This window comes from Taibaiella soli (genome assembly GCF_003236175.1).
Lineage (GTDB): Bacteria > Bacteroidota > Bacteroidia > Chitinophagales > Chitinophagaceae > QKTW01.
Genome location: NZ_QKTW01000009.1, coordinates 159,799 through 172,871, shown reverse-complemented (window position 1 = coordinate 172,871; position 13,073 = coordinate 159,799). Strand labels below are relative to the sequence as shown.

Here is a 13,073-nt window from a genome sequence, read left to right as displayed (position 1 = left end):
CGCTACGCTAACATGGAGAATAGCGGGTATACCACCAAAAAGATAAAACTATGAATATCACCGGCTATGATTACATTCTATTTTCTCAGAAATCTTTTTTTGAGTTAGAAACAATTTTGATATCCGAAATAAAAAAAATTTGGCCCAAATGTGTCGTTGATAAAGAAAGCTCCATTGATAACATGCTCTGGCTATTTTTTACAAAAGATAACCAAGCACACGACGACGATTCATCTTATGAATTAAATGAGAATGGCGAAGGTAGTTTTTCCATCATTGCGAATAAGCAAAAGGGATTTGATGCCACCGTAGCCATATTTAACGACTTAAAAGTCACAAGTGCTGAAGTAAAAATTATTTTAGAAAATTTTTGGTCTTACACGATCGTATTGCCTGGACGTATAGAGTCAAACCCCTTTTCTAACAATATTTACCAGTTATTGTGCCATCTCCTGTCAAATGATGTATATGTGACACGTTCAGAAAATAAAAACAAAATATTAGCCCGCCCAGTTCAGGACTTTTTAGGAAATTGATGCGACACTCTTCAACAAACAGTTTGCAAATTGGAATCGTCCAACTCAAATAAATTAGTTCACATAAAAATGTCCGGCTCATCGCCGGACATTTCTCTTTAGAATAACTATGCTTCGTAACTACGTTCATAAGCCTCGGTTTCTGGCAAGAGCGCTTTAAGGAGCTCCAGACAGTTGACATCGTCAATAGCCTCTGGCGTGGAGCTGTCGCTGCGGCGCTGGAGTACACTCAAAAGGCTTTCTTGCAGATCGCGGAGCAGGAGCGCTGGAAAATCCGATTTGATCTCAATGATCAGTTTGTCTTCGGTAACACGTACCATAATGTAATGATTTAGGAAAATACTGCAGCCCGTGCGTTAGGTGTCCTACGCTCATTACAGCGTTGGTATCCTTTCGGATATACCCACCATAGCACGGGCTGCCGTGAAAATATTTTATGCATTATGTAATGATTTAGGAGCTGCAAACATAGTTACTTTTTATTACAGCCTGGAGAAATGAAAATCGTCAGGTATTGGCATCACTGCTAACTGTCAACTGTCCATTGTCAACTGTCAACTGAAACCGCGTGAGTGATAGCAGCGGAAAGCCCGCAGCGCAGCGAGGACTTGCAGCGGATAGCACGACCCGGAGGGGCACGCCCGAAAAGTCAGAAACAATGCATTTACGTTGCTTTGATAATAGCCTACAAGCCTTGGGGTACTCCGGAAGTACCCGGCGGGTACTAAAATGGTCATCGCCGGGTACTAATTTGGTCATCCCTGGGTATTAAAAAGGTAGGCGCCGGGTATTAAAAAGGTAGTCGTTGGGTACTAAAGAAGTAGTCGCCGGGTACTAAAAAGGTCCTCGATGGGTACTAGAAAAGTAGGCTACGGGTACTAAATTGGTGGGCATCGAGTATTTAAAAGGTCATCGTTGGGTATTAAAGAAGTCCTCTGAGGGCAGCGGCGCTACACTTAGCGATGGCTCAGGAAAAATAAGTGAAAAAAAGCGCGCCTGCTACAGATGTGGCGGGCGCGCTTTTCTTGCAAACTACCATCGTTGATCAGGAATTGGCATTACTGTCTTTTTCTTTCGCTACCCGGTTTAAGGTAGTATTAGGAAACTGCTGTTTCAGATCGTGATAAATGGCAGAGGCGCCGGCGGCATTGCTCTGCGTAGATGCCTTGAGGCTGCGATAAAAGGCCAGACTGTTGTTGTACAGATCGGTGCCAAGCAGCAGGTTGGTATCGAGCAGCATTTGCAATACGGTCTGCATTCTGTCGATACGCGGATTGAGGGCATTGTGCGCCGCCAGATCTTTTTTGTGTTCTTCATAGTCTACAAAGCCGGGCACAAGCTGCGTGTTTTGTGCCATGTAGCTGTTTGCCTTCTGAATCCATACTTCCATTGCATAGCGCACGCGGCCATATTGCTGCCGCTGGTCGGGCGTAAGGTTGACTGCTTTGTCTTCCATTACTTTCGTGATTGTGCTGAGCGCGCTATCGATCTGGTCGAGCTCCTGAGGCGTAAATGATACGCTGATAAGATTGTCTAAAGCCATAATGCCTTATTTTGGGGGTTAATGAATCTATTAGAAGTCCGAATGTAGGCAAGTCACTATTACAAAAATCAGCGTCTGATTCGCCGCCACGCTACATTTCGCCCAAATAAAGCCGGCAGACATCGGTTCCAAAAAAAGTTAATTTTATGAGAAATTGAAGACGGCAATTTGCACGCGACACAAGCAACGTGCCACTTATAAATTAGCACAAACGGCCTGAAATACTGATAAACAAAACACTAATGCTTCTTCTTGCACAGGAATTCAATAACAGCGGACTATTTGCCTTAGCTATCCTCGCCGTTGCACCCTGTCTGATCATCTACCTTGTGCTTTGATTCTTATTGCGTAAACGATTAAGGAAATTGAACCGCTGGGAAAGAATACTCGCAACAGCGCTTTTGTTTGGCATTGGTGTGCTGCTGGAATGTCTGTATTTTAAGATGACTGCGAATTGATAAATAGCAACCGCACACATCACGTAGAGACGTAGCATGCTACGTCTCTACAACACCACGAAAAACTTTGAGGTTTTGACTTTTGAATTTTGACTTAGATTTTATATTCCCACAGCAAATCCTGCACCGCATCCACCCAAAGTCTGAATCCTTTCGCAGAAAGATGTCCTCCGTCCCACGATGCATATTCAGGTTTTAAAGACAGGCCCTCAGCACACATCTTATTCAGGTCTATCAGCTTTATACGTTGCTGCGCCGCAATATCGCGGATCAGTTCATTCATGATGTACACCTTCGTATTATACATCCGCCGTTTGTCGCTATTGCTGATACCGTATGGAATAGTTGTAAGCACCGGCACCACATCTTTCGCTTTCAGTGTGTTGATGATGCCATTAATATTATTGCGCACCAGATAAAAAGTAGTAGCCGATACATTGCGCGCATCATTCGCCCCCACTTCTACAAAGCATATTCTAGGATGCACATCAAACACCAGATTCATCCGATGTTTAAACCCAAAAGAATTATCGCCCTGTATCCCCTGCGCCATCACATCTGCACGTCGCAGCATCGTACACCAGTCGCCATAGTAAGTAAGCGAAGTGCCCAGCATTACAATATTACTTGGGTGTGCAAACTCATGAAAGTATTTGATGCCATCCTTGTAAAACACATTATACCGGTACTCAAAGCTTCCCGGACCCGGCACCGGCGCACTTTTTCTGCAGCCATACAGCAGCAACCCCAAACAACAAGCCAGCAGTAATAAAGCGGAAAACGTTCTTTTCATAACAGATAATGCAGCGGCTAATTTATGAATAATTCACAACCAATCCCCTACCCTCAGCCTCTTTCAGCGTGCAGATACACTGCAACATCAGACCTTAATTTTGGTTTATTAATTAACCTAAACCCTCAAATCTATGAAGTCATTTATCATCGAGTTCTTTCAACGTCTGAAGACCAGCTCACCCGCATTCTTCATTAAGCTGCGCATAGCTATGATTGCACTCGGCGTATTAATCGTCACCGGAAATTTCCTGGTATCGCAAAACCTGTTCGCTATTAATCAGGCTACCAAAGATGTGCTCACAGCGGCCGCAGATCAGTTGCTCATTATCATCAGCACGGTTACCGGCATGTCGTTTCTGCCTAAAGCAGCATCGGTCGGCAAGTCGGGCAATTCATCCAACACAGAGAATGACGCACCGTTTTAAACCCGCAGCCGCCTATGAATACGAATACAGATGTACTCAGCGGTCTTGCTGAAAATTTAACGATCGTCACCGTGCTGGTTTTATTTCTCAATTATTTTATGAAAGAACTGAAACAGGTACAGCGCATGCGCGAAGCGGACAAGAAAGAGAGCGACAAAAAGTTTGAAGAGATCTTTAATCGACAGTTTGCAGTAGAAAAACAAAACATTGAAGCCATCGCCCGTCAGTGCGATACCAATGCCCGCCTCACAGAGGCCATCAATAATCTCAGCGAACGGATAGAGAAACAATGGACGGTCAACAATTAGCCTCCTCTAGCTCCTCCAAAGGAGGAGAAACGACGAAGTAGCAACCTGATTTCGCGAACTCTTTGTCATGCTGAGCGGGTCGAAGCACGCACATCCTGGCCTATATAAAAACAAGATCATTGCGATGAGGAACGACGAAGTGGTAACCTGATTTCGCGAACTCTTTGTCATGCTGAGCGGGTCGAAGCACGCACATCCTGGCCTATATAAAAACAAGATCATTGCGATGAGGAACGACGAAGTGGTAACCTGATTTCGCGGAACTCTTTTGTCATGCTGAGCGGAGTCGAAGCACGCACATCCTGGCCTATATAAAAACATGGTCATTGCGATGAGGAGGAACGACGAAGTGGCAACCTGATTTCGCGATCTCTTTGTCATGCTGAGCGGAGTCGAAGCAGACATATTCTGATACCCTTTTTGCAACCAGCATAAACGCCCTGATTAAGCTCCCTTGCGTCGCACGCTTCAACGCCAGTGGCACTATTAAACAAACGCTCAGCATAACAAACACGAGTAACTATCAACTATCAAAAAAACTTGCAAATACACTGCACACACCTGTTGTTTCTTTACATCATGAAAACGATAACAGTTGACAGTGCTCAACAAAACCTATAAACAACCAATCACGAAAACACTGTAAACCCAACACCTGTAAACCCTTTATAAACCCTTTCACGAATGACATTGTAACCTGTAATCCCTGTGCTGCCCCATTTCACGAAAGCAAAAACAGCCCTTGAAAACCCTGTCAGTTTTAACGATCAATAAAATTAAACCCGCTATGAACACAAACCCTATCAATACCTCCGCTGCATTTTCAGGAAACGCACAACGCCTGCTCTATGGCCGTTATGGCGATCCGCGCACACAGGGATGGGAAAACAAATGGATGACTCGTTGGGAAATCAGGAAAGAATTCTCCTGGTTTCCGGCGGCCGCCATCTACATCCACAAAGATTTTAAACCGAAGCTCACCGCCGCTTTTCACGAGCTGGAAGCAAAAGGGCTACATCATGAAATCAAATCGTTTGATGGCGCCTTTAACATCCGCTACGTACGTGGCAGCAACAGCGCACTTTCCGTGCACAGCTGGGGCGCAGCCATCGATATGAATGCTCCCGAAAACCCGCTGGGAACGGCAGGCAAATGGTCGCAGGCATTCCTGGAAACAATGCTGGTAAATGGCATTTTCTGCGGACAAAACTGGGTAGGCCGTAAAGACCCGATGCATTTTGCATTAGTTAACGGTTGAGATGAAAGCAAATGAAGAAAGCCTGCATAAGCAGGCGTAGAACCCGATTTTATCACCAAGAAAAAACAAAAACAATCACTATGTCAGTAGATTTCTTAGACGAAGAAACCTCCCAAATCCAAACCGACAGCCAGCTCAAAGCCGGCGCATTGAGTGTGGTACCATCGTCGGTAGATGTGTCCGGCATTGAGCTGAGAATGTTGCCGCCATTTATCCGCGATAATCGCACCTTGCGCATCTGGCCATTTCCAGGCTATGCAAAACTTTATTGTCTCACCATAGTCATAAGCGATGTAGCCAACCAGCTCACCGGTCTTATGGATCTCAATGCTTTTCCCCGTATCGGGAAAAATGAATTCCTGCCCGTAAACAAGAGTATTTTTTATTGGGAGGACAAAGACGGCGCCAGCCAGGCTCCCAATCAATTGCACACGATGTGCTCTGTTATTAAAAGCAAAGAGAGCCTTCGTGAAACCGGCGACATCATGACGCACGTAAAAGACGATGCGGAATACAAATCGCTGGTGGATAAACTTTCTTCGGTAGTGGCAGACACCGCATCGTTTGCGGCCGTCACCAATATCTCCATGCAGATTGCAAATATTGTAGGCCAGTATCTGGGCAAAGTCGACGACAAGCCCATTGGCACCGTAGTCAACAGCTACACCCGCCTGCATGGCGACTGGGACAAGCTGGGTATCACGCCCATCGCCGCCGCTACCAAGAATGTAGACTTCAATTTTGAGCTGGTCATCCGCGACCGTAACCGCGAACAGCCAGCCGCTACTTCCGGCACCACAACCAGCAGACTCGTGCTACCCCTGCGCGATCATGCGCTGCAGTTCAGCGGCATGCTGCCGATGTAATTGCGGTCAAAAAAACAGGCGATCCAAATAGGATCGCCGTTTTTTTAATAACCATGCACTAGTAAACTACATGAGTTACAGAAAATAAGTGTCACCCTGAACGGAGTCGAAGGGCCACCACACAATGATTCGTCTCCGCTCATCATGACAAACGCACGAGCAGAAATAAGTAACCACAATGCCATATCGACGGCAGGAGACATCCCGCGGAATGCAAGACACACATAACGCGGGATCCCTCTTTCATCGGAATGACAGCACGAGTAAATCAATTGTATTATAGAAAATAAGTGTCACCCTGATCGGAGTCGAAGGGTCACCTCACAATGATTCGCCGTTCTTTCTCATCATGACAAACACACGAGTAGAAATAAGTAACCACAATGTCATATCGACGGCAGGAGACATCCCGCGGAATGCAGGACCCACAACGCGGGATCCCTCTTTCATCAGAATGACAGCACGAGTAAATCAATTGTATTATAGAAAATAAGTGTCACCCTGAGCGGAGTCGAAGGGTCACCTCACAATGATTCGCCGTTCTTTCTCATCATGACAAACGCGGGAGTACAAATAAGTAACCACAATGTCATATCGACGGCAGGAGACATCCCGCGAAATGCAAGACCCACATTAAGCAGGATCCCTCTTTCATCGGGATGACAGCACGAATAAACCAATTGTATTATAGAAAATAAGTGTCACCCTGAGCGGAGTCGAAGGGCCACCTCACAATGATTCGTCTCCGCTCATCATGACAAACGCGGGAGTACAAATAAGTAACCACAATGTCATGTCGACGGCAGAAGACATCCCGCGAAATGCAAGACACATAACGCGGGATCCCTCTTTCGGTATGATAAACGCGTGTCGTTGTGCCGTCGCGAGAAAAAACTTTACTTTTTTGAGCGAGCGTAAGTATAGAAAACCCTTAGGCGTCAGACTTTAAACCGTAGTTCTCCAGCAAAGAGCTTGCCTCTCTTTTTATCTCTTCCGCCAGGCGCTCCGGTTGCAGCACTTTTACATTCTTGCCATAACTCATCATCATACTCGTCAGCTCCGGATTCAGCACCACATCAATCTGCACATCCACACTACCATCTTCATGCTGTTGCAATATCTGCTGCGAGCGATGCAGTGGTTTGGTTTTGATATAAGGCGCAATGGTATTAGAGAAACGCAACAACACAGATTCTATCTTCTGATCGCGCAGAATCGTAACACCAATTACATCGCGGAAATAATCCGCCGCATTCACAAAACTGTTGGGAATAAATTCATGACGGGCAATCTTGATATCCTTCATCCGGTCGAGCGCAAAAATGCCGATCGTCTCTTTCTCTTCTGTATAGCCAAGTAAATACCAACGATGCCCATACTCTTTCAGCAGGTATGGATGGATATGCCATACACGAGGCTCCTGCGCACGGAAGGTTTGATAACTGATCTTTAAAACATTCTTGCGAATGATGGCGTGGTAAATATCTTCGAGGTTTTCCACGCCCTGCATTTCCGGCGAACTCTCAAATGCAATCACCGGCGTCTCATTATTGCTGCTGTATTTATACCGGCTTTCCAGACGGCTCACAATCTCCGCAATCTCATCAGCAATTGTAAAACCTTTGATCTGTTGTAGTAGTTGCACTGCATTATTCAACTTCACCAGGTCTTCTTCTTCAACCGGAATTGACTTGATGGAAAACTCAGGATCTTCATAGCGGTAATAAAAACTACGGCCCACTTTATACATCTCTACCGGCGCACCATATTCCGATTGCATACTTTCCAGATCATAACGCAGCTGGCTCGCCGATACATGTGTTTCACTACCCATATGCAGCTCCAGCCGACGATTTACAAATCGTAAAAGTTCTGCTTTAGACCATTTTTTCTTGGTGTTCCGCAGACATTCATCTATAATTTCAAACCGGTACCGGGCTGCTTTATTTACAGGCATAAGATTCAAACGTTGTGGCTAAAATAATTGTTTTTAGAGATGATCTGGTATCATGCTCCTCAGGGCAAAACAACCCTTTACTCTTGCATCCTATTTGCAAGCAAAGGCTTTTTATGCACCGGGAAACTACCCAAAAAACCAAATGCAAATAACTAATAATCAAACAAATAAACAAATACACCAAGCAACACAACAACACGCAAATTCCTCAAAAACAATGATATGAATAAATACAAAAAATGGCTGCACATTGCAGCCATTGGGTTTCAGGGGCAGGCCATTTTGCCAGACAGATATTAAAACGACCAGCACCCCGCTATATTGTGCCGATTACGGAAATATTTCAACCGTTATCATTTCTTTAAGGCTGTTTTTCATTCGATAATAGCCATATAAGAGAACTTCCGACTGATGATCTTTTTATCACCAGCCGGAAGTCCGGAATCATTCCACAACAAGCCAAAGCTTGACTGAAAATTATTTTTTATCGTTCTGCTTCATTTGCGCTTCAAGATCGGCTACTTTTTGCTGCAGTACTTTAATCATTTCCTGCTGCTCCTGGATGGCTTTTACCAACACTGGCGTAAACTCTGCATATTTCACACCATAGGCATCCGCATATTCGGCAGTGAGCTTGCCGGTTTCTTTATCTACCTGCGTAGTGCTGTGAATAACCAGATCTGGTGCAGTAGTATTTAGCTCCTGTGCTGAGAAACCATAGTTCACGCCTGTACCCAGACGCAGGTTTTCGTTTTTCCAGTTATAAGAAATAGGCCGCAGCTGCATAATCATATTCAGACCCGCCTGCAATGGCTGGATGTTTGTTTTATAACGTTCGTCTGATGTTTGAATAGTACCATTAGCAGCCCAGACAGCTGTCCAGCGGGAGCCATTCGCACCGAGCGACATTACATTATCGTTCGTTGGACGGAATGTATTGGTCGTTCCATCCATCAGCATTTTTGAGTTGGTAGCAGAGATGCTTGTAGTCGGTGCGCTGTAATACAGGAAGCTCAGATAAGTACCGCCATTTGCAATTACATTGTACGGACCAGTAGCTGTATTGGCAAGGCCAAAACCCGTCCAGCCATTCATGTTGCCAATATTGATAATGTCATTTGCGGCAGAAGTTACCTGCAGGTTTGTCATCGGGTGAAGCGTACCAATACCTACACGGCCAATAGAATCGATCGTCATTTTAGGCACTGCCTGTATGGTAAAATTCAAATTACCAACTGTATTGCTGGCGCCAGTACCGAAATCCACATCTTCGTTTTTGCCGGAATAGCTACCGAGATAACCTCTATAGTTACCACCTTCGTAAAAACCCCACCACAAGCTGGAAGAACCTGTACCAATCAAACCTTGTCCACCGCTGCTGGTAGACAAAACAGAGTTAGCTCCCCACGCGTATGGAACAGAGGCCAGCGGCGCCAGTCCACCGATCTGTGTATAGGCAGTACCACCGGCAGGGTCTATTTCCACTTTTACAGCGCGGCTTCCGGACAACCAGCCCACACTGCCCATCGAACCGACAACAGGTGTACCAGATCCGATCAACACATTAAACAGGCCGTATCCATTAGTAGTAACCGTTTCGGTTTCTTTATACAATTCAGTTGCGGCGGCAGAAGAATCTGACATGATGGAAATACGCAGCCCCAGCGCCTGGTTGGCCAGTGGCTGGCCGCTCGCATTACGGGCAATACCTTGATAATTGATGATTCCAGGTTGCGCCCATGCATCTTTCGTGAGGCAGGCGAACAAAACAACGAGTAGGTAAAATGTATATTTTTTCATGATTTAGCTTTTAAACGATTAAAGATTTGATGTGGGTTTATGCTACTGCAGTTTTTCGATTTTATAAACCGCCTGATAATCCTGTTGCTGCAGGTGCACATTTACATGCAATGCATAATGCCCGTTGGCAAGTGCACTCAGATTGATGGTTTGCTTTTCATTTCCGCCGGGGAGGTCGGTGCTTTGATTAAAAATTACCCTGCCCGTAATATCCATTAACGTGTACTCCAGTTTTGCAGCGCCATTTAAACTCGGCTGAATGTAGAGCAGATCGGAAGTGGGATTGGGAAAAACGTGCAGCGCATCAACGGGCAATGAGTTTTGGCGAATACCAGTCGGTTGTTCCGATGGTTGCAACACACCTTGTGTAATTACGAGATTACTGTTGCTTACCGTACTTACCAATGCCATTTCACCCATCGACCAACTAAAAGAATTACCGCCGGCGGTACCGTCACCACCTGCACTGTTTAGCACAGACGGACCGACACCCTGGCCTCTCGCGGTAAAACCGGTCGCTAAAAGCAGGAATGATAAATAATAGACTTTTTTCATAAGCATGATTCATTTACAATTAAACAATCGGGTTAGATTTAATCGGGGAATAGGGTTAATGCAAATGAACAGACATAAGAGCTTCTAATTAATTATTTTAATACGTTATTTAACGAATCAGAACTGGGGAAATTCGAGCAGACAAACAGGCGCAGTACTAACTATCAACCGTTTAGCTTTCTGGAAAAATCAATGATATTAAATACTTGGTCCGCACGAAGGTGAAAAGCGAAGAGCTGAAAGCCTCAAACTAAAAATGTTTAGCACGCCAGCTAGCCTGCATAACGCAGGAAGCCCGACAGTGACAGACAACACGTTAAACAAAAAAGCCCCCACAATCGTGGAGGCTAAAAGTTCGTAACGCTATTGAAATCTATTTTACTTCTTCATAATCAATATAATCACCTTCCTTAATACGCTGTGAAGCCTGATGGTGGTTATTATTATATTGGTTAGATTGCTGCATATTGTTCATCTGATCCTGCATTTGGCGCACGCGCTCATTTGCCAGTTTAGTCATCCGGAATACAGGCAGGATGAAATTTACAATCAGCCTGTACAGTAAAATAAATCCGAGCGTATATACAATCATTCGCAACATGGCATCAAAGGTACAAAAGAGGCGTCAGCCATACGTTAATAAAAATATAATAACGTATAGAGAACGCTTTTGGTAATTTTTTGTTTTAATAGAAAGTTTTATTGTACTTTCGCAAAGGAAATAATTCATTCGAAGGGGACACAAGGTGGTCCCCTTGTTTTTTGCCTATGTCAGATACATTAGAAAAAATAAAAGCTTTTACAGAGCCGTTACTCGAAGGAACCGACATTTTTATTGTCAACATCAAGATTAAACCCACCAATAATATAAAACTGTTCCTTGATTCCGATACCGGTTTATCTGTAGATAAAAGCGTAAGAGTAAACCGCAAACTTTACCATCTCATAGAAGAATCAGGCATGTTTCCTGACGGCGATTTTTCACTCGAGGTTTCCAGCCCGGGCGTAGATGAACCATTGGGCTCATGGCGCCAGTATAAAAAGAATGTGGGCCGCACTGTATTGGTAACCAATAACGAAAACGCCGAACAAACTGGAGTTTTGAAGGAAGTAAGCGAAGAGAAAATAGTGCTGGAAGTAAAAATTCCTAAGAAAAAAGAGACGCAGATTGTGGAAATTCCATTTTCTGATATCAAATCAACCGTTGTACAAATAATTTTTTAATACCCCGGATAAAACCGGTTTTTCAAAAATCGATAGACCATGTCAAGTATCAATCTAATCGAGTCGTTTCAGGAGTTTAAAGATGCAGAAAACATCGATCGTCCCACCCTCATGAAGGTAATCGAAGATGTGTTCAAGACACTGCTCCGTAAAAAATACGGTACAGACGAAAACTTCGACGTAATTGTAAACGACCAGACAGGTGACCTTGAAATTTTCCGCCGTCGTATCATTGTAGAGGATGGATTCTCTGAAGATGACAATCTGGAAATTGAATACGCAGAAGCGGTAAAAATTGAGCCGGATTATAGCGTCGGCGAGGAAGTTTATGAAGAGATCAATGTGATCGATTTCGGCCGTCGTGCGATTCTTGCTGCCAAACAAACACTGGCTGCACGTATCGGCGATCTGAAAAAGAACAACCTTCTTAAAAAATACGCAGAGCGCGTTGGTGAAATCATCAGCGGCGAAGTGTACCAGATATGGAAAAAAGAAATTCTGTTACTTGATGACGAAGGAAACGAGTTGATCCTTCCGAAATCAGAGCAGATTCCTACAGACTTCTTCAAAAAAGGAGAAGGCGTACGTGCAGTTGTAAAGAAAGTAGAGATGCGTAACAATACACCAATCATCGTATTGAGCCGTACACACTCTTCTTTCCTTGAGAAACTGCTGGAAATTGAAGTACCTGAAATCATGGACGGTCTGATCGTGATCAGAAAAATCGTTCGTGAACCGGGTGAGCGCGCTAAAGTAGCTGTAGAAAGCTATGATGACCGTATTGATCCGGTGGGCGCGTGCGTAGGTATGAAAGGTAGCCGTATTCACGGTATCGTTCGTGAGCTGCGCAATGAAAACATCGATATCATCAACTTTACAGCCAACAGCCAACTGTTGATTCAACGCTCGCTTACGCCTGCAAAAATCAACCGTATTGAGCTGGATACTGAAGGTAGCCACGCAGATGTGTACCTCGAACCAGACCAGGTATCACTGGCCATCGGTAAAAAAGGTGTCAACATTAAACTGGCACAAGAACTTACCGGCTTCGGCATTGATGTGTATCGTGATGTTCAGGAATCTGAAGTAGAATACGACATTGACCTGAGCGAATTCAGTGACGAAATTGAACCGTGGATCATAGAAGAATTCAAACGTATCGGTTGTGATACCGCACTGAGTGTATTGGAACTTTCTGCAGAGGAACTGGAACGCCGTACCGATCTTGAAAAAGAAACAATTCAGGAAGTACGGGCTGTCCTTCAGGCAGAATTCAATGAAGAATAAGATTACAGTGTCCCGAAAAACAAGAACGGGGCACTTAAAACAAGCTATAGATACAGAAACT

General features: G+C 44.5%; 15 protein-coding genes. 8 read left to right on the top strand and 7 right to left on the bottom strand.

The features are described 5' to 3' along the window. The first annotated feature begins 50 nt into the window (after positions 1-50). Positions 51-536: a hypothetical protein gene (locus DN068_RS06035; protein ID WP_110997996.1), complete on the top strand. Its 486-nt coding sequence runs from the start codon at positions 51-53 to the stop codon at positions 534-536. A 107-nt stretch (positions 537-643) separates the two neighbouring features. Here the strand turns inward: DN068_RS06035 and DN068_RS06030 are convergent, their stop codons facing one another. After that, positions 644-856, bottom strand: a complete 213-nt coding sequence (locus DN068_RS06030; protein ID WP_110997995.1) for a hypothetical protein — start codon at positions 854-856, stop codon at positions 644-646. Between the two features lie 566 nt (positions 857-1,422). Here DN068_RS06030 and DN068_RS22490 point away from each other — a divergent pair. Further along, positions 1,423-1,581 (top strand): hypothetical protein, encoded by a 159-nt coding sequence (locus DN068_RS22490; RefSeq protein WP_165836298.1) that lies wholly within the window; start codon positions 1,423-1,425, stop codon positions 1,579-1,581. On the opposite strand, the gene DN068_RS06020 is transcribed toward DN068_RS22490, so the two are convergent. Both DN068_RS06020 and DN068_RS06015 read right to left on the bottom strand, forming a co-directional pair. Further along, a complete protein-coding gene (locus tag DN068_RS06020) occupies positions 1,582-2,079 on the bottom strand; it encodes a hypothetical protein (protein WP_110997993.1) in 498 nt (165 codons plus the stop codon). It abuts the gene before it with no gap. A gap of 552 nt (positions 2,080-2,631) precedes the next feature. Further along, entirely contained in the window at positions 2,632-3,330 is a 699-nt protein-coding gene (locus DN068_RS06015) for an SGNH/GDSL hydrolase family protein (protein ID WP_110997992.1), read from the bottom strand. 133 nt (positions 3,331-3,463) lie between these two features. Here DN068_RS06015 and DN068_RS06010 point away from each other — a divergent pair, with 133 nt between their 5' ends. From DN068_RS06010 to DN068_RS05995, 4 genes are all read left to right on the top strand, one after another. Beyond that, a complete protein-coding gene (locus tag DN068_RS06010; RefSeq protein ID WP_110997991.1) occupies positions 3,464-3,757 on the top strand; it encodes a hypothetical protein in 294 nt (97 codons plus the stop codon). A 14-nt stretch (positions 3,758-3,771) separates the two neighbouring features. Then, positions 3,772-4,065 (top strand): hypothetical protein, encoded by a 294-nt coding sequence (locus DN068_RS06005; protein ID WP_110997990.1) that lies wholly within the window; start codon positions 3,772-3,774, stop codon positions 4,063-4,065. Positions 4,066-4,852: 787 nt separating this feature from the next. Next, positions 4,853-5,323 (top strand): M15 family metallopeptidase, encoded by a 471-nt coding sequence (locus tag DN068_RS06000; protein ID WP_123985246.1) that lies wholly within the window; start codon positions 4,853-4,855, stop codon positions 5,321-5,323. Between the two features lie 80 nt (positions 5,324-5,403). Continuing rightward, entirely contained in the window at positions 5,404-6,189 is a 786-nt protein-coding gene (locus DN068_RS05995) for a hypothetical protein (RefSeq protein WP_110997988.1), read from the top strand. A gap of 931 nt (positions 6,190-7,120) precedes the next feature. Here DN068_RS05995 and DN068_RS05990 read toward each other — a convergent pair. From DN068_RS05990 to DN068_RS05975, 4 genes are all read right to left on the bottom strand, one after another. Continuing rightward, entirely contained in the window at positions 7,121-8,146 is a 1,026-nt protein-coding gene (locus tag DN068_RS05990) for a helix-turn-helix transcriptional regulator (protein ID WP_110997987.1), read from the bottom strand. A 477-nt stretch (positions 8,147-8,623) separates the two neighbouring features. After that, positions 8,624-9,946, bottom strand: a complete 1,323-nt coding sequence (locus tag DN068_RS05985; protein ID WP_110997986.1) for a tail fiber domain-containing protein — start codon at positions 9,944-9,946, stop codon at positions 8,624-8,626. Between the two features lie 42 nt (positions 9,947-9,988). Beyond that, positions 9,989-10,501, bottom strand: a complete 513-nt coding sequence (locus DN068_RS05980) for a T9SS type A sorting domain-containing protein (protein WP_165836297.1) — start codon at positions 10,499-10,501, stop codon at positions 9,989-9,991. Positions 10,502-10,874: 373 nt separating this feature from the next. Then, positions 10,875-11,102 (bottom strand): hypothetical protein, encoded by a 228-nt coding sequence (locus DN068_RS05975; RefSeq protein ID WP_110997984.1) that lies wholly within the window; start codon positions 11,100-11,102, stop codon positions 10,875-10,877. A 167-nt stretch (positions 11,103-11,269) separates the two neighbouring features. On the opposite strand from DN068_RS05975, the gene DN068_RS05970 reads away from it, so the two are divergent. Then, positions 11,270-11,725, top strand: a complete 456-nt coding sequence (locus DN068_RS05970; protein WP_110997983.1) for a ribosome maturation factor RimP — start codon at positions 11,270-11,272, stop codon at positions 11,723-11,725. Between the two features lie 39 nt (positions 11,726-11,764). Then, positions 11,765-13,012, top strand: a complete 1,248-nt coding sequence (gene nusA, locus DN068_RS05965; RefSeq protein WP_110997982.1) for a transcription termination factor NusA — start codon at positions 11,765-11,767, stop codon at positions 13,010-13,012. Positions 13,013-13,073: the final 61 nt, after the last annotated feature.